We start from the raw sequence: 22,667 nt of genomic DNA on the forward strand, positions 1-22,667 counted from the left end.
CATGAACGAAAAAATTGCGATCGTCGGCATGTCCTGTCGTCTACCTGGCGGCGTGACGAATCCGGACGAACTTTGGACACTTCTGCGCGACGAGCGCGATGCCGTCACCGAAATCCCTGCCGACCGCTTCGGCACCGACTATTATCGCCACCCGTCGAAGCCGGAGCCGGGCAAGAGCTACACGTTCGCCGCCGGGGTTCTCGACGACGTCAGTCATTTCGATGCCGCGTTCTTCGGCATCTCGCCGCGCGAAGCCATGCAGATGGATCCGCAGCAGCGGCTGTTGCTCGAGCTCGCCTGGGAAGCCTTCGAAGATGCCGGCGTGCGTCCCGCCGACATGAGGGGCCGCAACTGCGCTGTCTATGTGGGCGTCGCGAGCACGGATTATGGCAATCGCAGTATGGACGATCTGTCGTGCGTCGACCCGTATTCCGCGACTGGCAATACCATGAGCATCGCGGCGAATCGTGTCTCGTATCTGTTCGACCTGCGCGGGCCGAGCATGGCGGTCGATACGGCGTGTTCGTCGTCGCTGGTCGCGCTGCACCAGGCGTGCCGCGCGCTTGCATCGGGCGAAGCGGATATGGCGCTCGCGGGCGGCGTGAATCTGCTGTTGCATCCGTTCGGCTTCGTCAGTTTCGCCAAGGCCTCCATGCTATCGCCGACGGGCCGCTGCCGCGCCTTCGATTCGCGCGGCGATGGTTACGTGCGCTCGGAAGGCGGTGCGTTCGTGATGCTGAAAACGCTTTCGCGCGCGTTGTCCGACGGTGACACCATTCATGCGGTCATCGCTGGTTCGGGCGTCAATTCGGATGGCTACACGCAGGGCGGCATCAGCGTGCCGGGCGCGGCCACCCAGGCCGAGTTGTTGCGTCGAGTGTACGGCGAAGCGAACGTCTCGCCGTTGCAGCTCGCGTATGTGGAAGCGCACGGGACAGGTACGCAGGTCGGCGATCCGATCGAAACGCAAGCTTTGCTCGAGGTTGCCGGCGCGGGCCGCGAGTCCGGCGCGCCGTTGCTCATCGGCTCCGTCAAGACCAATCTCGGGCATCTGGAAACCGCTTCGGGCATGGCCGGATTGCTGAAGGCCGTGCTCTGCCTGAAGCATCGCGCAGTGCCGCGTTCGCTGCATTTCCGCACGCCCAATCCGAAGATCGACTTCGGCGAAGGCCGTTTGCGCGTGGTCGACCGCTTCACGCCGCTCGAAACCCACGATGCGCCGCTGCATATCGGCGTGAATTCGTTCGGCTTTGGCGGCACCAATGCGCATGTGATTCTCGCGGAGGCCCCCGATCCCGTGCGCGAAGGTCCGGCGCCACGCATCGTTTCGCTCGATGACACGCTCGCGCCGTTGATGCTGAGTGCGCGCGCTGGCGCCGCGCTCTCGGCGCTCTCCAGGCGCTACCTCGTCATGCTCGAGTCCGGCGCGCCCTGGTCCGCGCTCGCGGCAGGCGCGGCGTGGCGGCGTCAATGGCTGGAGCACCGCGCGATCATCGCGCCGTCGTCGTACGATGAAGCGCGCGCGGCGTTGCGTGCGCTGGCCGCATCGAATGAAGCGGGTTCAGCGGCGCTCGTCACCGGTCACGCGCCACAGAGCAACGCGCCGCTCGCGCTTGTGTTCTCCGGCAACGGCGCGCAATGGGCCGGCATGGGCCAGCGTCTGCTGCAGGAAGACGCCGCGTTCGCCGAAGCGCTGCGTGAAGTCGATGCGCTCTGGTGCGCGGACGGCAGTCCGTCGCTCGTCGCGATGCTGGAAGCGGGCGTTACCGCCGACGCGCTCGGCGCGACCGAGATCGCGCAGCCGCTATTGTTTGCGATGCAGGTCGGCATCACGAAAGCGATCAGCGCGCGTGGCGTGCGTTTCGTCGCGTGTTGCGGACACAGCGTTGGTGAGATCGCTGCGGCGTGGGCGGCGGGCGCGCTCACGCTTGAACAGGCGGTGCATGTGATACGCATCCGCAGCAGCGCACAGGCGCACACGCGCGGCAGCGGCTTGATGGCGGCGGCGGGCATCGGTGCGACGGCGGCGGCGGAATTGATCGCGCAGTTCGGGCTCAACGCACGCGTGGAAATCGCGGGCATCAATAGTCCCGAAGCCGTCACGCTGGCAGGCGATCCCGATGCGCTCCGCGAAATTCAGACGGCGTTGCGCGCGCAAGGGACGTTCTTTCAGATGCTCGCGCTCGATTATGCGTTCCACAGTCGTCAGATGGACGCGATCCGCGACCGGATCGAAAAGAGCCTCGCCAGTTTGCGTCCGAGCGCCGCCACGCGCCGTTTCGTGTCGACGGTGACGGGCTCGACGCTCGATGGCGCGAAGCTCACCGCCGACTACTGGTGGCGCAATGTGCGCGATCCGGTGCGCTTCGAAGCGGCCATCGCGCATCTTGCCGAACGCGGCATCGCACTGTTTCTCGAAGTCGGGCCGCACGCGATTCTGCGCGGCTACGTCGATCAGACGTTGAAGGCGAACGGCGTGAACGCGCGCGTGCTCGTCACGCTCAAGCGTCAAGAGGAGGATGCGCAAGCGTTGCGCCGTTCGATTCTGAATGCCGTGGCACATGGCGCGCCGGTCGAACCCGACCGCTTCGCGCCGCCTGCTGCGCGCATTCCGTTGCCGACTTATCCGTGGCAGCGCGAAAGCTACTGGCGCATGCCGACAGCCGAAGCGTACGACATCGTCAATCGCCGACGCGAGCATCCGCTGCTCGGCTACCGGCTGGCGGAGCACACGCTCGCGTGGGGCAATCAGATCGATCCGGCGCGCATGACGTTGCTGGCCGATCACGTCGTCGATGGCGCGGCTGCGTTTCCGGGCGCCGGTTACGTCGAAATGGCGCTGATTGCGGGCCGCGAATTCATGCACTGCGATGACTGCGCGCTGGAAAACCTCGAGATTCATCTGCCGCTGGTGTTCCAGCCTGGCACTGGCAAGCGGATGCGCTTCTCGATCGATGCGGCGACCGCTCGCTTCAGCATCGAAACGCGCGACCGCATGAGCCGCGATCCGTGGGCGCTGAACGCGAGCGGGCGATTCCTGCAAAGCGGCCCGGCGATTCAGGCGCAAACCATCGATGCGGCGCTGCTCGCGCGCGAGCCGATCGACGGTGCGGCGCTTTACGAGCAGACGCATCGCGTCGGGCTGTCGTACGGTCCGGCGTTCCGCTGGGTGCGCGATGTGCGCATCGACGGCGAGCGCGCGTTCGCGCATCTGTCGATGCCCGCCGAAGCCGCCGACATGGCCGGTGCCTATGCCATGCATCCCGCGCTGATCGACGCTGGTTTCCATCCTCTGTTCGCGCTGCTCGGCGCTAGCGGCGAGGATGCCGCGTATGTGCCGGTGCAGATCGGTCGCGTTGATTTTCTGGGCACGGCGGTGGTGTGCTCGGTGCTCGCGCGCATTGATCGGCGCAGCCCGCATTCGGTGGTCGCATCGTTCGACTTTCTGGATGCGGATCATCGCGTGACGATGCGCCTTTCTGCCTGCCGCTTCCGCCGCGTCGATCTGCTGGGCCGCCGATTCACGCCGCCCGCGCGCTTCAGGTATATCGCGCAGCCGCAGCCGCGCGACGCGGCTGCCGATACGCAGATGCTGCCGGCGCCGGCTGCGCTGATCGAGCGCGCGCTCGCCGCGCAGGCTTTGCTCGAAGACGACGCGCACCGCCAGGCGCATCTCACGGAGATACTGCCGCTCTTCGACGTGCTGGCGAGCGCCTGGGCCCTGCGCGCATTCGATCGCGCTGCGGTGCTTCCCGCAACCGCCAGCCGCCTGCGCCGCGCGCTCGAACGCATGCTCGCGGAAGACGGCCTGCTGATCGAAGCCGATGGCACCTTCGTGCGCGACGCCGCTGCCTGCGCCGACTGGCCTGACGCCGACGAACTGTGGCGCTCGCTGCTCGCGACGTCGCCCGCGCACGTCGCGGAGCTGAGTCTGCTGGCGCATCGCGGTGCGCAACTGTCGGCGCGGCTCGCGGACGATACGGTGCAGGAACCCGCATCGAGTACGCGCGACGCACTCTTCGAGCATTTCTTCGATGCCTCGCCCACCTGGACGCACGCGACTGGCTTCATCGGGCAATGCGTGACGCAGGCGGTCGCGTCGTGGACGCCCGCGCGACGCATGCGCGTGCTGGAAATCGCCGCGCCGGATGCGCAATTCATGCGCGGTCTCGACATCGCGTTGCCGTCCGCGCGCTGCGAGCGCGTGCTCGCGGGCACGCAGGCGCAAGTGCAATCCTTCGATCCGGCGGCGGGCGACACCGCGCGCGCCGTTGTCATGACACTCGGCGATTCCCCTTCGCTCGAAGGCGAACGCGAAGCCTTCGATCTGATCGTCGCCCGCCGTTCGCTGTCTGCGCAGCACGATCAGCGCGCGGTGCTCGCGGCCATGCGCAACTGGCTTGCGCCAGGCGGCATCGTCGTGATGGCGGAGCCGCAGCGCGGACGCTTCGGTGAACTGGTCTTCGATACGCCGTCGGGCATGTCGCCCGGCCAGCTCGAAGCGCTGCTCGAAGCCGCGGGCTTCGAGCACGTCACGCGTCATGTCGAGCGCGGCGTCGATCTGGAAAACGTTCCGGCCATCGCCGTGGCGCGCAATCCGTTCGATTCGTCGAAAGCCCATGCCATTGCGCCGCGCGCCAGTTGGTGGATCGCCGGCGGCGGGGCCGAAACCGGCTTCGAAGCAGCCTTGCGTCGGGCGCTGCTCGCGCGCGGCCAGGCCGTGGCGCGTGTCTCGCTCGCGGATGCCGCGCGTCAGCTGAATACGGTCGGACACGCGCCGCATCTGGTGTTCGTTGCGCCCGCATCGAGCGATGCAAGCGCCAGCGGCGAGGCGATGCTTCAGGCGCAGGACGATTCGATGCTCGCGCTCGCGCGTTTCGTGCGCGACGCCGCTGCCATGCAGAGCGCCCACATGCCGCAACTGAACATCGTCACGCGCGGCGCCGCGCCGATCGAAGGCGTGGCGCATTCGGCGATCGAAGGCGCCACGCTGTGGGGCCTCACGCGCACGATGGCGAACGAGCATCCCGAACTGGCGTGCCGTCTGATCGACATCCACGAAGCCAGCGATGACGTCGCCGCGCAGTTGGCCGATGAACTGCTCATCGCGCTGTCCGACGAACGAGAAGCCGAAGAAGAGGTAATGCTGACGGTAACGGGCCGCTACGTTTCGCGCATGCTGGCCGCCGACGCGATGCCTGCGCCCGCATCGGAGCCGCAAGCGCGGGCGCACGCGCGCCTCGGCTTCGAAGCGCCGGGCTCGCTGCGTCATCTGCAATGGCTGCCGTTGCCCGAGCGCGAACTCGGCGATGACGAGGTCGAGATTCAACCCGTCGCCACAGGTCTCAACTTCCGTGACGTCATGTATGCGATGGGCTTGTTGTCGGACGAAGCGGTCGAGAACGGCTTCGCGGGCGCGACCATCGGCATGGAGCTGTCGGGCCGCGTGACGCGCGTGGGCCGCAATGTGACGCGCTTTCAGAAAGGCGATGCGGCGCTCGGTTTCGCGAGCGCCTCGTTCGCGAGCCGCGTGCAGACGCGTGCCGATGCCGTCGCCAAGAAGCCCGCCACCATGAGCTTCGAAGAGGCCGCAACCATTCCGACCGCGTTCTTCACGGCCTACTACGCGCTCGTCGAACTGGCGCGTCTGCGGCGGGGCGAACGCGTGCTGATTCACGGTGGCGCGGGTGGCGTCGGCATCGCGGCGATTCAGCTCGCGCGCTATCTCGGTGCGGAAGTGTTCGCCAGTGCGGGTAGTCGCGAGAAGCGCGAGTTCGTGCGTCTGCTCGGCGCGGATCACGTGCTCGATTCGCGCAGTCTCGCTTTCGCCGACGACGTGCGCGCGCTGACGCAAGGCGAGGGCATCGATATCGTGCTGAATTCGCTCGCGGGCGAGGCGATGGTGCGCGGCATCGACACCTTGCGCCCGTTCGGGCGCTTCCTCGAACTTGGCAAGCGCGACTTCTACGAGAACAGTCAGATAGGCTTGCGGCCGTTCCGCAACAACATCAGCTATTTCGGCATCGATGCGGACCAGTTGATGAGCGCGCGCCCGAATCTCACCGCACGCCTGTTTGCCGATGTGATGGCGCTGTTCGAGCGTGGCGTGTTGCATCCGCTGCCGTATCGCGCATTTGCTGCGCGCGAGGCCGAATCCGCGTTCCGGACGATGCAGCAGGCGCGCCAGATCGGCAAGGTGCTAGTCACGTATCCGCATGGCGTGCCGCAGCCGCGCGTGCGTCAGAGCCACGCGAAGTATTCGCACGATCCACACGCGAGCTATCTCGTGATCGGCGGCACGGGCGGCTTCGGCTTTGCGACGGCGCGCTGGATGATCGAGCGCGGCGCGCGTCATGTCGTGCTGGCGAGCCGCAGAGCGGCGCTCGATGCGGCGCAGGACGACGCCATCGCGCGTCTCGCGCAATCCAGCGGCGCGCGTATCGACGTGCGCCAGTGCGACGTGTCGGCGAGCGCGCAGGTCGATGCGCTGATCGCATGGATCGCAGCGCGTGGCATGCCGCTGAAGGGTATCGTGCATTCGGCGATGCATATCGACGACGGCTTGCTGCGCAATCTCGACGATGCGCGCATTCGCGCCGTGCTCGCGCCTAAGGTCGCGGGCGCGTGGAACCTGCATCGCGCAACGCTCGGCGCATCGCTCGACTTCTTCGTGCTGTATTCATCGGCGACGACGTATCTCGGCAATCCGGGGCAGTCCAGCTATGTGGCGGCCAACACGTTTCTGGAAGCGCTTGTCGAACTGCGCCGCGCCCGAGGTCTCGCCGGTACCGCGATGGCCTGGGGCCCGCTCGACGATGTCGGCTTCCTCGCGCGTAACGACAACACCAGGCAGGCGCTGCAAGGGCGCATCGGCGGCGGGTCGATCACCTCGGCGGAAGCGCTTGCGGCGCTCGATCGCGTGCTCATCGAAGACGGTGCGGGCGAAGCGTTTGTGCGGCTCGACTGGCAGGTGATTGCTCGCGGCATGCCGGCGGCGAGTGCGCGGCGGTATCGTGGACTGTCGCGTGGCGTCGCCGACGACGCCGCGCTCGAAAGCGGCGCGCAGTTGCGCGATCAGATTCGCGAGCTCGACGCGCACGAAGCGCAGACGCAGGTCGAAGCGGCGCTGCAGGCGCAGATCGCGCGCATTCTGCATCTGTCGCCGGAGAAGATTCTGGCGGATGCGTCGGTGCTCGAGCTTGGCATGGATTCGCTAATGGGCATCGAACTCGGCATGGCGGTGGAGGAGTCGCTAGGGAGCAAGCTGTCGGTGATGGCGATTGCCGAAGGTGCGACCGTCAGCAGCCTCGCGGCGCGTATCGTCGCCGACATCAAGGGCGCCGATACCGCGCCTGCGGGTTCGGATGTGGCGCATCAGGTGAACGTGCTCGCGGCGCGTCATGCGCTCGATAGCGCGGCAATCAGCGGTGTGGCGCAAGCGCTCGGTCACGGGGAGCGCGCATGACGCAGGCACCCGCCGGCTGGCAACGCAATCAGGGTACGCTCGCGCGCGAAGTGAAGATCGAAGGCCGCGGCCTGCACACGGGCCGGCGCGTGCGTGTGCGCATCGTGCCGGTCGATCCGGGCGCGCCGGGCGCTCGCGCGGGCATCTGGTTCGAGCGCTCGCGCGGCGACCGTCCGCTTGCCGCGCTTCCGGTCGATGCTTCGCTGCGCCACGCGCAGCCGCTCTGCACCATGTTGCGCGCGCGGGACGGCATTGGCGTGCGCACGGTCGAGCATCTGCTTGCTTCCTTGCTCACGCAGGAAATCGATCACGCGACGATTCATCTGGATGCCGAAGAAGTGCCGATTCTCGACGGCAGCGCGACGCCCTGGTGCAACGCCCTGCGCGATGCAGGACGCGTGCCGCTCGCGAGCGCGAAGCGCTTCATTCGCGTGCTGAGGACGGTGATGGTCGAACACGAAGAAGGTAACGAAGTGCGGCGCATGAGTGTCGCGCCTTCTGATCGATACGAGCTCGACGTATGCACCGATTTGCGTGGCTTTCCCGCGCTGCGCTGGGAAGGCGAAGTGACGCCGGCCAGTTTCGCGAATCACATCGCGCCGTCGCGTTCGTACGGACGACTGAAATGGGCCGTGCTCGCCATCGCTGCTGGCTATCTCTCCGGCAAGCCGATCCTGCGCGGTGCGCGTATGACGAGCACGGCGACGATCGTCGGCAACAAGGTGATCGGCGGATTGCGGATGCCGGACGAATTCGTGCGCCATCGCGCGCTCGATCTCGTCGGCGACCTCGCGATGGCGGGCGCGCCGATTCTCGGTCGCGTGAGCGCGTGGCGGCCCAGTCACGAGATGAACTATCGGCTGCTCGCAGCCCTGCTCGCCGATCGCGATGCGTGGGAATGGGCCGAAGCGGCATAAGGAAAAGTAGTGATGAGCTTGCCCGAACAGATGAGGCAGAAACTCGCGGCCAAGGCGTTGCAACGCCAGCTCGAACGCGCGGGTGCGCAAGCTGCCGCGCCTTTCGAACCGGATCGCGTGACGCAGCAGGAGCGCGCATCGCTGGCGCGTTTCGAGGACATGCCCGCGTATCAGCAGGTGCGCATCATGCGCCAGATGGGGACGACGCTGAAGGTCGAGTCGCCGTTCTTCCGCGTCCACGAAGGCAGCGCCGGCGCGACGACGCGCATCGGCGGCGCGGAGTACATCAACTTCGCGAATTACAACTATCTCGGCCTGTCGGGCGATGCCGCCGTCACCGAAGCTGCGAAGCAAGCGCTGGATCGCTACGGCACGTCGGCATCGGCGAGCCGCATGGTCGCGGGCGAGCGTCCCGTGCAGCGCGAACTCGAGCGCGCGCTCGCGAACTTCTACGAAGTCGAGGACTGTGTCGCATTCGTGAGCGGCCATGCGACCAACGTCACGGTGATCGGCGCGTTGTTCGCACCGGGCGATCTCGTCATCCACGATTCGCTGGCGCACAACAGCATCGTGCAGGGTGCCCAGCTTTCCGGCGCGAAGCGCCTGAGCTTTCCGCACAACGACTGGCAAGCGCTCGATGCGCTGCTCGCACGGGTGCGCGGCGAGTACCGGCGCGTGCTGATCGCGATCGAAGGTCTGTACAGCATGGACGGCGATATCCCCGATCTCGCGCGCTTCGCCGAAGTGAAGCAACGTCACGCCGCATTCCTGATGGTCGATGAAGCGCATGCACTTGGCGTGCTCGGTGCGCGCGGGCAAGGCGTGCGCGAACATTGCGGCGTTGCGCCCACGGATGTCGATATCTGGATGGGCACGATGAGCAAGACGCTCGCGGGCTGCGGCGGCTATATCGCGGGCAGCACCGTGCTCACCGATATGCTGCGCCATCTCGCGCCGGGCTTTCTGTACAGCGTGGGGCTCGCCCCTGCTCTTGCCGCCGGTTCGCTCGCCGCGCTCGGCGCCCTGTGCGCGCAACCCGAGCGCGTCATGCGTTTGCAGGCGAACGGCCAGCGTTTTCTCGCACGCGCCAGAAAGGCTGGACTCCATACGGGTACGAGCGCGGGCTATTCGGTGGTGCCGGTCATCACCGGCAGCTCGATGAAGGCGGCGGTTTTGGCGAATGCGCTATTCGAGGAAGGCATCAACGTGCAACCGATTTTCTATCCCGCTGTGGAAGAGGCAGCGGCGCGCCTGCGCTTTTTTATCTGCTCGACGCACACCGACGAGCAGATCGATTACACCGTCGATGCCGTCGCGCGTCTGGTGTCGACATGCCGATGAGCTTCGTCTGCCGACCCGCGCGTGCGGACGATGCAGCGGTCTGCGCGCCGCTCGTGTTCGCTTCGGGCGAGCCGGAGTTCGGCTTCATGCTGGGCGTGCCTGCGGAAGCATGCATCGACTTTCTGGCGGGCGGATTCAGATCGCGGCACGGGCGGTTTTCCTTTCGGCGGCATCGCGTCGTGGTGAATGACGACAACGAAGTCTGCAGCGTGATGGCGATTCACGAAGGCGGGCGGGTTGCGCTCGATGATGTCGTGCTCGCATGGCACGTATGGCGGCATTTTGGCGTGATGCGCGCGATCGGCATTCTGACGCGCGGTGCTCGGCTCGCGACGGAATTGCCGGCACCCGCGCGCGGCCAAAGTCTGATCGCGCATTGCGCGACGCGGCCGGAATGGCGCAGCCGCGGCGCGCTGACGACGCTGATGAACGACGTGCTCAAACGGGGCGGACAGCAGTTCGTGCTCGATGTGCGCCTCGAGAATCACGGCGCGATCGCGCTGTATCGGCGGCTCGGATTCCAGCCGATGGAGCGCAAGCGCGCGCGGCATCCGCGTTTGCCTTCGGCTGTCGTGTCGGAGCGCATGAGCATCGGTGGATGAGCGTGCCTCACTGCTGTGCTGTGCGCTTGATTAAGCCCGTCTTGTGAAGCGTGCTCCGATGGGAGCCGTAAAATGGTGGAAGCCGAGCCACCACCATTCATCGCTTTTCCGACCTTCAGAACGGCGACATCCCCACAGCCCCTTCGTTTGAATTCTCCAGCCCGGATTGCTTGACGGGTTCGAACCGGAAGGCACCGAACAGGTCCCCAATAGCTGGCGCATTTGTGGGCACGTAGGGGTTCGAAGGAAGCTGAACCGGGTTCGGAAGATTGTCGCGGCTGCGCGCCGTAATCGGTCCCAGCGACCAGTTGTGCTCGATGAATTTCACGAGCGAGACGTGATCCGAGTAATCGTGAACCACCCGGCCGCCGCGCGAGTAAGGGGACACGACAATGAGCGGAATGCGCGGCCCGTCCCCGAAAAAGTCGACCGGTTGAATGTAGCCGGAATCGTAATAGCCGCCTCCCTCATCGGTCGTAATGAAGATTGCAGTGGACGCCCACAAGGCAGGGTTCGCTTGAACCGAATTAATGATCTTGTGCACGAACGCTTCATAGAGACCGAACTTCGAAGAGGCCGGATGTCCATCCAGCAGGCCGCCTGGCTTCGCGAAGGAGACAGCTGGCAACGTCCCGTTCGCAATGTCCGAATACAGGTTGCTCGTATCCTGGAGATGCGCGGCCACTAGCGCCGGATTCGTCATGATCGCCGTTTCATACAGAAACGGATTGCAGATATTGCAATAGACACTGGTTGATGGATTGGTCACGAATGTCTTCCAGCCTTCGCCATAGTACTTCCATGAAATGCTGCGTTCGAGCAGGGTGTCAGCGATGGTGCGCACCGGGGAGGGCGGAATGGTGAACGCACTCGTATTGACGGTGCCGTCGCCGTTATAGCCGGGATTGTAGTTATTGAGCAGATAGTACGAGCCGGGCGCGCAATTGGCACTGGGGCGATACGGCAGGCTGTCGAGGTAATGCCGGATTGCGCCCACGCCAGGCTGTTTCGGATCCGAGCAATTGCTATAGCTCCCGCCCGAGTAGCCGTCCTGCGCATACCAGTTGTTGGTGCCCGGCTGCGGCCGCGGATTCTCGATCTGGTTTTGCGGCGGCGTAGCGGGATTGCCTTGGCCGTCGGTGTAATAGAGCGCATCGGCCGTGCCGATCATGATGCTGTTCGCGCCCGTGCCGCCCATCACCGGCTGGTGATAGTTGTCGCTGATCGTGTAATGGCGCGCGAGCTCGGTGAAGTAGGGCATGTCGCCGGTGTTGACGTTATAGAACCCAAGGGCCGTAGCGCCTTCGTGGGTTGTCTCGTCTGTGAAATTGGCGGGCTGCGGCTTGCCGTTCGATCCGGCGCCCACCGAGGTTTCAACCCACGCAAACAGGTCCATCTTGCATCCGCTCGGATTCGCGGCAGTGGCGTGCGCGATATTGCAATCGGCTTGCTGCCAGTTCTGATAGAAGCGATGGACCGGACTGTTCATGTACTGGTCGTAGTTCGGGCCGACGCGCGAAATTTGATAAGGACCGCTTTGCAAGTTGTAGAGGTTCGCACCGAAGCGCGTATCGGGCACGTCGTTTGGAAGACCTGTCGCGCCCGTGGTCAGATGAACGACGTCGCCAGCTTCGAGCGCGTTGCCCTCTGCCGCCTGCGCAGCCGCAAGCGTGGCGAACGGCGGCGGATTCGCGTCGCTCGCGGCGGTCGGCGCCGATCCCGTGTTCGGCGCTGGCAGCGTCGAATAAGGCTGTTTCGATGCGGGGCTGGCGTCGAATCGTGAGGGATTGGTTGCTTTCGCCGTGTACTGCTCGGCGAGCTTGAAGTTCGGTCCGGGTGAGCCGTCTGCCCTGATGATGCCCTTGGAGAGAAGGTTCGAGATGGTCTGGCCCGCCTGCGGCTGATAGGCGCCGAAGACGTGGTCGAAGGTCCGGTTCTCGCCCACGATGATGATGACGTGCTTGATCGGCGTTGCCGTTGCCAGAGAGGGATCCGTGGGCGCCTGCGGCTGGCCGGCCGCTGCGGAGCAGAAGATGGCCGCGGAGGCCAGCGAAACAGCAGCAAGCAAAGCGGGGGCGGCAGACCTTGGGTGTCTCGGTCTCGATGTCAGGCTCATGTGAGTCTCCATGGAAGCGTTGCACTTCTTCGCAAGACTGGGGGGAGGTTTGTACGGTTTTCCAGATGATTGCGGCGTGTTGCAGGCTGGAAAACTAAACCACTTGCATGACGCTGACGGGACGGTAGTAAGGCGCTTTTATGCCGGTCATGTGACCGTGCCTACGATTGACCTTCATGAATCTTTCGAATGCTGCGGGTCGCACTCGTCGACAGCAGCATGGGCGATTGGGACGCCTCCCAGGCAAGCACGGATTCGCATTCGCGATACAGGGTCGCCCGGTTGCTCGCGCGCGATGTCTTTGAAGCAACCATCAATTAGTCATGCCTGGTTGATGCGCGGGCCCCAATATTTGCTGCATAGCCGCATATTCTGTAGAAAGGCGCATGTCAGGGATTTCACCAAGTTTGCGTGCGGCGGTTGCCGTGCGACTCTATGTCTCAGTGCCATTCCCTATGGAGGTAGGCATGCAAGCTGAGACGCTCAAGAATGCAAGGGCCGCGGTTTTTCTTCACCGGTCGGCGTTGTGTCTGCTGATGTTGCCAGCTGCGTGCCTGATCTGGGCACTCCAGGCATACCCTCCACAAGATGCGTATTGGCTCAGCTTTGTCTTTGCCACCTTCGTCTGGCCGTTCGCCGGGATTCTTTTTATCGTCTCGGCAGGGTTCCACACCGGCGCGCCCGGTCAGCAGCCGAAAAAGCGTGCCGGATGGCGCGCGGCGCACGGGCATTGATTCGCTTCGTGTTTCGCCCCGTGGGGCGTGTCCAGCGCTCCACGAGTCAGCCTGCCTGGGTGCACGTGGCGCGACGCCGGATGGTGCAGCGCAACTGACAAAGCGCGTCAAACCGCAATCAGTTCTCGCACGCCGTCCTGATCCATCGCAGCCCCTTCGCCACCCGCGACGATCTCGCCGCGACGCATCACCCAGTACTGGTCCGCAATGGCTTTCGCGAAGTCGTAGTACTGCTCGACGAGCAGTACTGTCATGCCCATTTCTTCGACGAGCTGGCGCAGTGTCCGGCCAATGTCCTGAATGATCGACGGCTGGATGCCTTCGGTCGGCTCATCGAGAATCAGAAGCTGCGGCTCGCTCATCAGCGCGCGCCCGATCGCGAGCTGCTGCTGCTGTCCGCCGGAGAGATCGCCGCCACGCCGCGAGCGCATGTTCCACAGCACCGGAAACAGATCGTAGATGCGCTCCGGCACGCCCGATGGCGCCTTGCGGCTGGCCGCGCCCACCAGCAGATTCTCTTCGACGGAAAGACGCGGAAAGATATCGCGCCCTTGCGGCACATAGGCGAGGCCTTGCGCAACCCGCGCCCAGGTGGGCAGCTTCGTGAGCGCGTTGCCGCGCCAGGCGATCGAGCCGCTCTTCGCTTGCACGACGCCCATCAGGCAGCGCAGCAAAGTAGTCTTGCCGACACCGTTGCGGCCAAGCAAAACGGTCAGCTTGCCTTCCGGCACGGCCAGCTTCACATCGCGCAGGATGTGGCTGCCACCGTAGTATTGGTTCAGTCCGTCGACTTCCAGCATGGTTATGGCTTCCTGTTTTGCGTGATATCGACGCGAGCATCCGCACGGAATTCGGTGCGTGTTCTATCGGCCCAAATACGATTCGATCACTGATTCGTTCTGCTTTACGTTGTCGAGCGTGCCGTGCGCCAGTACGCGGCCTTGCGCCATCACGGTGACCTTGCCCGTCTCGCCCGCGAGCGCCGTCACGAACTCCATGTCGTGCTCGACAACCATCATCGAGCACGTGCCGCGCAACTGGTTCAGGAGCTCGGCAAGCTGCATCGTCTCGTCGTCGGTCATGCCGGCGGCGGGCTCGTCAAGCAGCAGCAAGGCGGGCTGTTGCATCAGCAGCATGCCGATCTCGAGGCGCTGCTTCTGGCCGTGCGAAAGCTCGCCCGCCGCGCGCCGCGCTGCGCTTTCGAGGCCGATGATGCCGAGTGTTTCTTCGATGCGCGCCTGCGCGCTGCGATCGAGACGCGCGCGCAGCGAGGCCCACCAGCCCTTGTCGGTTTTCATCGCGAGTTCGAGGTTCTCCCATACCGGGTGCTGCTCGAACACGGTCGGCTTCTGGAACTTGCGGCCGATGCCCGCATGCGCGATCTCCGGCTCGTTCATGCGCGTGAGGTCGATGGTCTGGCCCAGGAATACCTTGCCGTGATCGGGGCGGGTCTTGCCGGTGATCACGTCCATCATCGTGGTCTTGCCTGCGCCGTTTGGTCCGATGATGCAGCGCAGTTCACCGGCGTCGATGGAGAGCGTGAGCGCGTCGAGCGCGCGAAAGCCGTCGAAGCTGACGACCACGTCGTCGAGATAAAGGATCGCGCCGTGCGAGACGTCGATTTCTCCGGGCGTGACGACCCGGCCAAGCGACGCCACACCGCTTAGCGCATGGTCCGATGCGTCTTCGTTCAGGAGCATGGAGTGCGGTGTCATCGGTCATTCCTTCGCGCGACGGCGTCGTTCGAGGCCGGATTCGATCAGGCCCATGATCCCATTGGGCAGCAGCAGCGGCACCAGCACGTAGATGAGGCCGAGAAAGAACAGCCAGTATTCGGCGAAGTACGCGGTGAAGAAGCTCTTCGCGCCGTTCACCGCGAATGCGCCGATGATCGGCCCGATCAGCGTGCCGCGCCCGCCCACGGCGACCCAGATCGCCATTTCGATCGAGTTGCCCGGCGACATCTCGCTCGGATTGATGATGCCGACTTGCGGCACGTACAGCGCACCGGCAATCCCGCACAGCACGGCGGAGACGACCCACACAAAGAGCTTGTACGCGAGCGGGCTGTAGCCGAGGAACATCAGCCGCGTTTCGCCGTCGCGCACGGCGGTGACGACGCGCCCCAACTTCGACGTGGCGATGAATCGTGCCCCGAGAAATGCGAGCACGAGCACCGCGAACGTCATAAGGCAGAGCGTGGTGCGGGTGCCGGGATGCGTGATCGGAAACCCGGCGATACGCTTGAAGTCCGTGAAGCCGTTGTTGCCGCCGAATCCGGTTTCGTTGCGGTAGAAGAGCAGCATGGCGGCGAACGTGAGCGCCTGCGTGATGATCGACAGGTACACGCCCTTCACGCGCGAGCGGAACGTGAAGAAGCCGAACACCCAGGCAATCGCGGCGGGTACCAGCACGACCAGCAGCAACGCGTACCCCAGGTGCTGCGTGCCGGCCCAATACCACGGCATGGTCTTCCAGTTGAGGAACACCATGAAGTCGGGGAGGTCGCTGCCGTACACGCCGTCATGGCCGATCGCGCGCATAAGATACATGCCGATGGCGTAGCCGCCCAGCGCAAAAAAGAGCGCGTGGCCGAGACTCAGGATGCCGCAATAGCCCCACACGAGATCGAGCGCGAGCGCGCCGATGGCATAGCACATGAACTTGCCGGCCAGCGTCATCGCATACGCGGACAAATGGAACGCACTGGACTCGGGCAGCACGAGCGCCGAAAGCGGCACGCCGAGGCCTACGGCAACGATCAACGCGATCAGCGCGAGCCAGGCGTGGCGCGACAGCAGCGGAGGGCGCGCTGGCAGGCCGAGTGCGAAGCCTTCTTGCGCGGCGCCTGCCGATGGTGCGCGGGTCTTGTCGGTTGCGTCATGAGGGGAAACGGAGGAGATTGCCGTGGTCATCTCAGGCCTCCGCGCTGCGGCCCTTCAGGGCGAACAGGCCCTGCGGACGCTTCTGGATGAACAGCACGATGAGCACGAGCACCGCGATCTTCGCGAGCACCGCGCCCCAGAACGGCTCAATCGCCTTGCTGACGAGACCGAGACCGAAGCCGCCGATGACCGTGCCGGCGATCTGCCCCACGCCGCCCAGCACCACGGCCATGAACGAGTCGATGATGTAGCCTTGGCCCAAGTCCGGACCGACGTTGCCGATCTGCGAGAGCGCGCAGCCGCCCAGCCCCGCGATGCCCGCGCCGAACGCGAAGGCATACGAATCGATGCGCGCCGTCTTCACGCCGACGCACGCTGCCATGTGGCGATTCTGCGTGACGGCGCGCACGAACAGGCCGAGCCGCGTTTTCGTCAGCACGGCCCAAGCGATGCCGACGACGATCAGCGAGAACGCAAGAATCGCGATGCGGTTATACGGCAGGATCAAGTTCGGCAGCACGGCGACGCCGCCGCTCATCCACGATGGATTGGATACCTGAACGTTCTGCGCACCGAAGATCATCCGCGTGGCCTGGATCAGAATCAGGCTCACACCGAAGGTGGTGAGCAGCGTCTCGAGCGGGCGGCCGTACAGGTGCTTGAGCACGAGCCGCTCCAGCGCCATGCCCACGAGCGCCGCCGCGAGGAACGAGGCCGGAATCGCGAGCAGCGGATACCAGTCGAATGCGCCGGGTGCGTAGTGCTGGATGAAGTTCTGCACCGCATACGTCGCGTAAGCGCCGATCATCAGGAATTCGCCGTGCGCCATGTTGATGACGCCGATCAGGCCATAGGTGATCGCGAGGCCAAGCGCCGCGAGCAACAGCACGCTGCCAAGCGACAGGCCCGCGAACACGGTGCCGGCGATCTCGCTGCGGCGCTGGATGGCGTCGAGCGAGTCGATGCCTTCCTGAGCGGCTGCGCGAATCGCTGCGTCCGGCTCGGCATAAGTGCCGTCGGGTTGCTTCGCGACGAGTGGACGCAACAGCTCGTACATGTCGAGATCCTGCCGCGCCGCGACGAGCTTTACCGCTTCGAGACGCGTCGCGGCATCGGGGTTGTGCAGCGCGGTCATCGCCCATAGCGTGTCGAGGCGCCGCTTCAAGGCCGGATCAGTTTCTTTCGCGCGGGCCGCGTCGATCTGCGCCTTCATCGACGGATCGGGATTTTTCAACAGCGCTTCGACGGCCGAGCGGCGCGTGGCGAAGTCCGGTGAATCGAGTTGCAAGCCGGACAGCGCGCCGGCCACTTTCGAGCGCAGCAAATTATTCAGCGTCACCGGTTGCGCGTCGCTCGCTGCAACGGTTTTTCCGGTGACGGCGTCCTTGAGCGTGTCGCCGTTTTGCAGCAGCACTTCGCCGCTATCGGTCACGAGCACGCTGTCCTCCGAGAGCGCCTCGAGCATCGCGCGCGACGGCGCGTCGTGACTGGCGATCAACTTGTCGATCGCCGCGGATTTGGCGTCGAAGTCGTCTTGCGCGAGCGCAGCGAGATCGGCGGTCGTCAACGCAAAGACCGCGGGACTGGCGAGCGCGAGCAGGATCGAAACCAGCAGCGCGCGCAGCGATTGGCTATGGGTCATGTAATGGCGTGCATCGTGCAGCGGTTGAGAGCGCCCGCCGGAGCGCGGCGGGCGGCGTGGACCACGACGGGCTGGCCCATCGCGGGCTGGCCCACAACGGGTTGGCCCATCGCGGGCCATGCATCGATCAGGCAATCACGCGACGCGACGTCGGCGCAGGAAGTCCGGAATCGACGACACCACATCCGGCTTGCCCTGATTGCCGGCGATGAACGGGCTCCACGGTTGTGCGCGCACCGTCGTCTTGGTGCGCCAGACCACGTTGAATTGACCGTCCGCGCGCACTTCGCCGATCATCACCGGCTTGTGCAGATGGTGATTGCCGTCCATCTCGAGCTCGAAGCCGGAAGGCGCATTGAACTTCTGGCCGATCATCGCGACGCGCACCTTGTCGACGTTGGTGCTCTTCGCCTTCTCGACCGCCTGCTTCCACATGTGGATGCCCACGTAGGTCGCTTCCATCGGATCGTTCGTCACGCGCTTGTCGCCGCCGGGCAGATTATTCTTTTTCACCCAGTTGGCGAACATCGTCTTGAACTTCGTGTTCTGCGGATCGCGCAGCGACATGAAGTAGTTCCAGGCGGCGAGGTTGCCGACGAGCGGCTTCGTGTCGATGCCGCGCAGTTCTTCCTCGCCCACCGAGAACGCCACGACGGGAACCTCGGTGGCCTTCAGCCCCTGGTTGCCGAGCTCCTTGTAGAACGGTACGTTGGAGTCGCCGTTCACGGTCGAGATCACCGCGGTCTTGCCGCCCTGCGAGAAGGTTTTGATGTTGGCGACGATGGTCTGATAGTCGCTATGCCCGAACGGCGTGTAGACCTCCTGAATGTCTGCATCGTGCACGCCTTTCGAGTTCAGGTATGCGCGCAGGATCTTGTTGGTCGTGCGCGGGTAGACATAGTCGGTGCCGAGCAGGAAAAAGCGTTTCGCGCCGCCGCCCTCGGCGCTCATCAGGTATTCGGTGGCGGGAATCGCCTGCTGGTTCGGCGCGGCGCCCGTGTAGAACACGTTGCGCGACATCTCCTCGCCTTCGTATTGCACCGGGTAGAACAGCAGGCCGTTCAACTCCTCGAACACCGGCAGCACCGACTTGCGCGACACCGAGGTCCAGCAGCCGAACACGACCGCGACCTTGTCGCGCGTGAGAAGGCCGCGAGCCTTCTCGGCGAAGAGCGGCCAGTTCGACGCGGGGTCCACGACCACCGGCTCGATCTGGCGGCCCAGCACGCCGCCATTGGCGTTGATTTCGGCGACCGTCATCAGCGCGGTGTCTTTCAGTGACGTCTCCGAGATCGCCATCGTGCCGGACAGCGAGTGGAGGATGCCAACCTTGATCGGGCCTTTGTCGGCACTCTGCGCGAACACGGCAGGTACTTGTGCTGCGATCCCCGCCATCCCCGCTGCCGATGCCATTTTCAGAAACGCGCGCTTTTTCATTTATCGTCCTTAAGGATTGAGATGGGTTTTGATCCTGGAGGCAGAACGATCGCGAGTGAACGCAACTTCCGGGCCAATGCGCGCAAGCAGGGCGCAATCCGGGTGGACCACGGACTGGTGTGCGGATTGAATGATCGGAAGGCGGGCCAACGATGGATGATGTCGGTGCGCGCGCGCCATCGTGGTGCGCGGCGCACGCATTGAGGGACGGGCCAGGCTTACACGTCACGCAAAAGCCGTTGGCGCTCATGCGTGAATTGCTGCGCGTCGTGCGGCCCGGTGCGATCGTGCTAGCCGCTTCCACGAATGCGTTTAATCCTTTCCTCGCGCTTCTGTTTGCGTTGCTCGGGCGCAGGTAGGGATACGCGAGCATGAGTAACGCGCACTGCGGCGACGCTCGACTATACGGTCGAATCGCTGGGTCATTTGGCGTCCCCGGCCTTCGGAAATGCTTCCCACCGCCAGATCTTTACGGGGCCTGCGTCATGAATCTTGACGCCGTCGCTCCTTCGCATGGTGCGCTCCGGAAACTTCTCGTCCTTGCGTAGAGCGTGTTAGGAACTTCGAGTCGAGCCTGGTAGGCAGTATGACTTCCCGTGGGAACTGGTCTACCAGCAGACGCAGCGCTGGATTCAGGTGGGTTGTTTCGAGGCTATGGTGAGCGACCTGCGCTCGGTTATCCGGGTTGCGCAGGGCCGAAAGGGGCAGCCCAGCGCGGTCATTCTCGATGGGCGCACGTTGCAGTCGACCTGCGAGAGTGGACCTCGCGCCGGTTACGACGGCTATAAACGCAAACGCGGCAGCAAGGTCCACATGGCGGTAGATACATTGGGTCAGTTGCTTGCAGTGCACATTACGCCCGCCAACGAGCAGGAGCGCGCACAGGTCGGCGAGCTTGCGCGTCAAGTCCAGGCGGCCACGGGCCAGACGGTCAAGGTAGCGTTGCCGACCAGGGCTATACCGGCGAGGAGCCCGCGCAGGCAGCGCCGGATGAAGGAATCGAGCTTGAGGTAATCAAGCTGCCGGAGGCGAAAAAGGACTTTGTGCTGTTGCCGCGCCGCTGGGTGGTGGAACGTAGCTTCGGCTGGCTGAACCGCTTTCGTCGACTCGCGCGAGATTACGAGCGTTTGCCGGAGACACTCGCTGGAATCCACTTTGTAGTTTCTTCCGTTCTGATGCTCGTTCATTTCGCAAATCTAACGCTAAGTTCCTAACACGCTCCAGCGCATGCACGAGCGACAGGTAACCTGCTACGATCGGGCCTATTTTCGTATTACTGCAAGCGATATCGAAGTTTCCGTCTTCCCGGGAAGCGGCAAGCGTAAAAGGAGGCATGTCCGAAAAGAACGGTCGACTGCCCAGGTTGATGCGTTTGGCAAACACCATGCAGGTATCACCTCCATTGTTGATCGATTGGACGCCACGACGAGCTTGTGTCGGATTCGTCGGAGCATAGTCACCTGGCCTCACGGTCGGTGACCATGTTTTCGAATCGGACGGTTATTCGTCTATCACCCCGGTGTAGCCGCTCTCGCGGATGCGCTGGGCTTTTTCCTCGCGCTTCTGCTTGCGCATTTCGGGTGTCAGGTAGGGGTAGGCGCGGCGGATCGTTACGCGGTCAAGGTCATACATACCTTCCTTTGTCGGGCCGAAGAAGCCCAACTCGACATTGACGGGAAAGCGGCTATCGATATGCTCGTTCGCGCGGTAGCGACAGATTGTGATCCAGTCGTTAGGCGGCGACGCAGGAAAGCAGTTGCCCTCCTGCCTGTTACCGCCTGTATCGACCCAGTAATCGGCTAGATCGAGCCGCCTTTGTATTTCGGTCGAACCGGCTTATAGAATCGGAGAAGAAGTTGTGACGGCACAACTGCTACTTTTGATCGGTCCTCGAAGTAATTCAATGGATCAGCCTCCGTAGTCATTACGAGTTTCGATGGTGGCATCGTGTCGTTTTCATATCGATAGACACGTCCTGTATTCTCGGGGCCTTCGTCCGTAGATCTGATTGCTCCAAAAATTCCACTTTCCGGATTGAATGATTTTCCGTCACGCAGGATCGTCATGGCCTCATCGAGCAATGCGAGAATGGCTTCATGTTGCTTGTCCATGTTCTGCTCATGCATTGGGCTTGCCTCCGATTGCGGTGACTGTATCGCCGTACTGCTTTGTGCATGCACCTGGATTGACCCGGAACTTACCATCAGGATCACGCCAGTATGAAGTAACAATCTCGCCACACGTCCACGCGTCTTCTTCATGTAACTGACTCCTATAGCCTTTCTTTTCATCTACCATCAGTTTCGCGACTTCCGGCGTAACGTTCCTCAACTTGCATACTTCCTGTTCGACAATGTCGAGATCCTTCAGGATCGGTGCAAGCTTCGGATTGGTCTTCGTTGTTTTTCCAAAAATCCTCCAGTAGTAGTCGAATACCAGCATCCGGTGCATGCCGATTTTTGCCAAGTCATCTCACCTGTCAATGATTTATCGTCCAATGGTTTGGCGTAGCTCACAATCCTGTCCATGCGTGTTGTGTTGATCGCGATGGTCCAATATTCCGATACAAAGCCACCTGCGTAGTCGGCTTTCATTCCGTACTTCGGATACCCTTCCGGTCCAACAATCACGACTTCAGGCATAGCACCGTATCTTTCTTCGGACCCAGCACGCAATCCGAACGGTCCGTCCTGAAGCGCAGCCCATAGCGACGGCTGAATGGCTGAAACGATCGTTTCGTAGAATACGTTCGACGGACCTTTATCCAGTCCTACCCAGTCTATCGCTTCAAGTGCCGTCTTGATTGCCGCTGTATACGTCTTCGCGACCGGATATTCGATGTTGTCGCGGCGTTGATATTTCAACGGTGTGTCTTCCGTTGTTGCGCCTTTGAGAAGTCGATATCGCCGGAGACCAAAATTCAGCGCATCGCAGGTGAAGTACTCAGGCTGCTTGGCTTGTGACGTGACGTTTTCATCGGGGGTACTCGCGCTCTTGCCGCCAATGGCCGTAGTGCGTTTCGCGGGAGGCTCCGATGGCGGGGTAACCGGGCGACTGCCATCGTCGTAGACCGTTACATGGGTCACGCCGATTACGTCATCAGGCGAACTTTGCGACATCAACTCAACCACGCCGAACGATATGGTATTGCTTGTCACCATCTGCAATTCGCCCAGCTCACTCGTCACGCCCTCAATGATCTGTCCATCATCGAGCGTGAGGCGGTACGGCTGATTCGCCACCGCGAAGCCGCCGCCGTCCTCAACCAGTACATGATGCGCTGCGTACTTGCCGGGGTTGTCGGGCGTAACGGGGAAATCAACCGGTCGCGCCTGCGGATCGTCGGTCGCATGGTCCCCCATTATCGGGTGCTGCTCCCATCCGACAATCACCGCATTTTCGTATCCTTCGATGCGTGGACGCGGCGTGACCTGCGGCATGCGATAGGGCTCTCGCGTGGGGTGCAGTTCGAACTGGGCGTCAAACTCATATTCCGCCACGCCACCGTCGAGCTTTGACGACAGCCCC

13 protein-coding genes and 2 pseudogenes are annotated in these 22,667 nt (G+C 63.5%); 6 read left to right on the forward strand and 9 right to left on the reverse strand.

Annotation, left to right across the window (positions count from 1 at the left end; all coding sequences use genetic code 11):
* Position 1: 1 nt before the first annotated feature.
* The 4 genes from PWP93_RS28410 to PWP93_RS28425 are packed head-to-tail and all read left to right on the forward strand — an operon-like array spanning position 2 to position 10,325.
* Positions 2–7,465 carry an SDR family NAD(P)-dependent oxidoreductase gene (locus PWP93_RS28410; RefSeq protein ID WP_421046964.1) on the forward strand — a complete coding sequence of 2,488 codons (7,464 nt, stop codon included), beginning with the start codon at positions 2–4 and terminating at the stop codon, positions 7,463–7,465.
* Positions 7,462–8,382, forward strand: coding sequence for a UDP-3-O-acyl N-acetylglycosamine deacetylase (locus PWP93_RS28415; protein WP_421046965.1), 921 nt, complete (start codon positions 7,462–7,464; stop codon positions 8,380–8,382). The genes PWP93_RS28410 and PWP93_RS28415 overlap by 4 nt, the downstream gene beginning before the upstream one ends.
* A 12-nt stretch (positions 8,383–8,394) precedes the next feature.
* Positions 8,395–9,723 (forward strand): aminotransferase class I/II-fold pyridoxal phosphate-dependent enzyme, encoded by a 1,329-nt coding sequence (locus PWP93_RS28420; protein ID WP_421046966.1) that lies wholly within the window; start codon positions 8,395–8,397, stop codon positions 9,721–9,723.
* Positions 9,714–10,325, forward strand: coding sequence for a GNAT family N-acetyltransferase (locus PWP93_RS28425; protein ID WP_421046967.1), 612 nt, complete (start codon positions 9,714–9,716; stop codon positions 10,323–10,325). The genes PWP93_RS28420 and PWP93_RS28425 overlap by 10 nt, the downstream gene beginning before the upstream one ends.
* A gap of 115 nt (positions 10,326–10,440) precedes the next feature.
* Here PWP93_RS28425 and PWP93_RS28430 read toward each other — a convergent pair whose 3' ends face one another.
* Complete coding sequence (locus PWP93_RS28430) at positions 10,441–12,441, reverse strand: alkaline phosphatase family protein (protein WP_421046968.1); 2,001 nt, start codon at positions 12,439–12,441, stop codon at positions 10,441–10,443.
* A gap of 467 nt (positions 12,442–12,908) precedes the next feature.
* On the opposite strand from PWP93_RS28430, the gene PWP93_RS28435 reads away from it, so the two are divergent.
* A complete protein-coding gene (locus PWP93_RS28435) occupies positions 12,909–13,175 on the forward strand; it encodes a hypothetical protein (RefSeq protein ID WP_421027361.1) in 267 nt (88 codons plus the stop codon).
* A gap of 107 nt (positions 13,176–13,282) precedes the next feature.
* On the opposite strand, the gene urtE is transcribed toward PWP93_RS28435, so the two are convergent.
* The 5 genes from urtE to urtA all read right to left on the reverse strand — a co-directional run bounded on the left by urtE (position 13,283) and on the right by urtA (position 19,139).
* The gene (gene urtE / locus PWP93_RS28440; RefSeq protein ID WP_421046969.1) at positions 13,283–13,975 is read right to left on the reverse strand and encodes an urea ABC transporter ATP-binding subunit UrtE; all 693 of its coding nucleotides are present in this window, start codon (positions 13,973–13,975) and stop codon (positions 13,283–13,285) included.
* A 63-nt stretch (positions 13,976–14,038) separates the two neighbouring features.
* The gene (gene urtD, locus PWP93_RS28445; protein ID WP_421046970.1) at positions 14,039–14,890 is read right to left on the reverse strand and encodes an urea ABC transporter ATP-binding protein UrtD; all 852 of its coding nucleotides are present in this window, start codon (positions 14,888–14,890) and stop codon (positions 14,039–14,041) included.
* A gap of 3 nt (positions 14,891–14,893) precedes the next feature.
* A complete protein-coding gene (urtC, locus tag PWP93_RS28450) occupies positions 14,894–16,090 on the reverse strand; it encodes an urea ABC transporter permease subunit UrtC (protein ID WP_421046971.1) in 1,197 nt (398 codons plus the stop codon).
* Between the two features lies 1 nt (position 16,091).
* Complete coding sequence (gene urtB / locus PWP93_RS28455) at positions 16,092–17,702, reverse strand: urea ABC transporter permease subunit UrtB (protein WP_421046972.1); 1,611 nt, start codon at positions 17,700–17,702, stop codon at positions 16,092–16,094.
* Positions 17,703–17,837: 135 nt separating this feature from the next.
* Positions 17,838–19,139 carry an urea ABC transporter substrate-binding protein gene (gene urtA, locus PWP93_RS28460; protein WP_421046973.1) on the reverse strand — a complete coding sequence of 434 codons (1,302 nt, stop codon included), beginning with the start codon at positions 19,137–19,139 and terminating at the stop codon, positions 17,838–17,840.
* Between the two features lie 594 nt (positions 19,140–19,733).
* Here urtA and PWP93_RS28465 point away from each other — a divergent pair.
* Positions 19,734–20,353, forward strand: a pseudogene (locus PWP93_RS28465) (IS5 family transposase); the annotation flags it as partial.
* A 286-nt stretch (positions 20,354–20,639) separates the two neighbouring features.
* On the opposite strand, the gene PWP93_RS28470 reads toward PWP93_RS28465, so the two are convergent.
* From PWP93_RS28470 to PWP93_RS28480, 3 genes and pseudogenes are all read right to left on the reverse strand, one after another.
* Positions 20,640–20,771 (reverse strand): hypothetical protein, encoded by a 132-nt coding sequence (locus PWP93_RS28470; protein ID WP_421046974.1) that lies wholly within the window; start codon positions 20,769–20,771, stop codon positions 20,640–20,642.
* 167 nt (positions 20,772–20,938) lie between these two features.
* Entirely contained in the window at positions 20,939–21,400 is a 462-nt protein-coding gene (locus tag PWP93_RS28475) for a hypothetical protein (protein ID WP_421046282.1), read from the reverse strand.
* Positions 21,401–21,505: 105 nt separating this feature from the next.
* Positions 21,506–22,667: pseudogene (locus PWP93_RS28480) on the reverse strand (hypothetical protein); the annotation flags it as partial.

Source organism: Paraburkholderia sp. A1RI-2L (genome assembly GCF_048957375.1).
Lineage (GTDB): Bacteria > Pseudomonadota > Gammaproteobacteria > Burkholderiales > Burkholderiaceae > Paraburkholderia.

Excerpts from the sequence above, each read along its gene's own strand:
- PWP93_RS28410 (WP_421046964.1), top strand. The coding sequence starts at position 2 with ATGAACGAAAAAATTGCGATCGTCGGCATGTCCTGTCGTCTACCTGGC.
- PWP93_RS28415 (WP_421046965.1), top strand. The coding sequence starts at position 7,462 with ATGACGCAGGCACCCGCCGGCTGGCAACGCAATCAGGGTACGCTCGCG.
- PWP93_RS28420 (WP_421046966.1), top strand. The coding sequence starts at position 8,395 with ATGAGCTTGCCCGAACAGATGAGGCAGAAACTCGCGGCCAAGGCGTTG.
- PWP93_RS28425 (WP_421046967.1), top strand. The coding sequence starts at position 9,714 with ATGCCGATGAGCTTCGTCTGCCGACCCGCGCGTGCGGACGATGCAGCG.
- PWP93_RS28430 (WP_421046968.1), bottom strand. The coding sequence starts at position 12,441 with ATGAGCCTGACATCGAGACCGAGACACCCAAGGTCTGCCGCCCCCGCT.
- PWP93_RS28435 (WP_421027361.1), top strand. The coding sequence starts at position 12,909 with ATGCAAGCTGAGACGCTCAAGAATGCAAGGGCCGCGGTTTTTCTTCAC.
- urtE (WP_421046969.1), bottom strand. The coding sequence starts at position 13,975 with ATGCTGGAAGTCGACGGACTGAACCAATACTACGGTGGCAGCCACATC.
- urtD (WP_421046970.1), bottom strand. The coding sequence starts at position 14,890 with ATGACACCGCACTCCATGCTCCTGAACGAAGACGCATCGGACCATGCG.
- urtC (WP_421046971.1), bottom strand. The coding sequence starts at position 16,090 with ATGACCACGGCAATCTCCTCCGTTTCCCCTCATGACGCAACCGACAAG.
- urtB (WP_421046972.1), bottom strand. The coding sequence starts at position 17,702 with ATGACCCATAGCCAATCGCTGCGCGCGCTGCTGGTTTCGATCCTGCTC.
- urtA (WP_421046973.1), bottom strand. The coding sequence starts at position 19,139 with ATGAAAAAGCGCGCGTTTCTGAAAATGGCATCGGCAGCGGGGATGGCG.
- PWP93_RS28470 (WP_421046974.1), bottom strand. The coding sequence starts at position 20,771 with ATGTATGACCTTGACCGCGTAACGATCCGCCGCGCCTACCCCTACCTG.
- PWP93_RS28475 (WP_421046282.1), bottom strand. The coding sequence starts at position 21,400 with ATGAAGAAGACGCGTGGACGTGTGGCGAGATTGTTACTTCATACTGGC.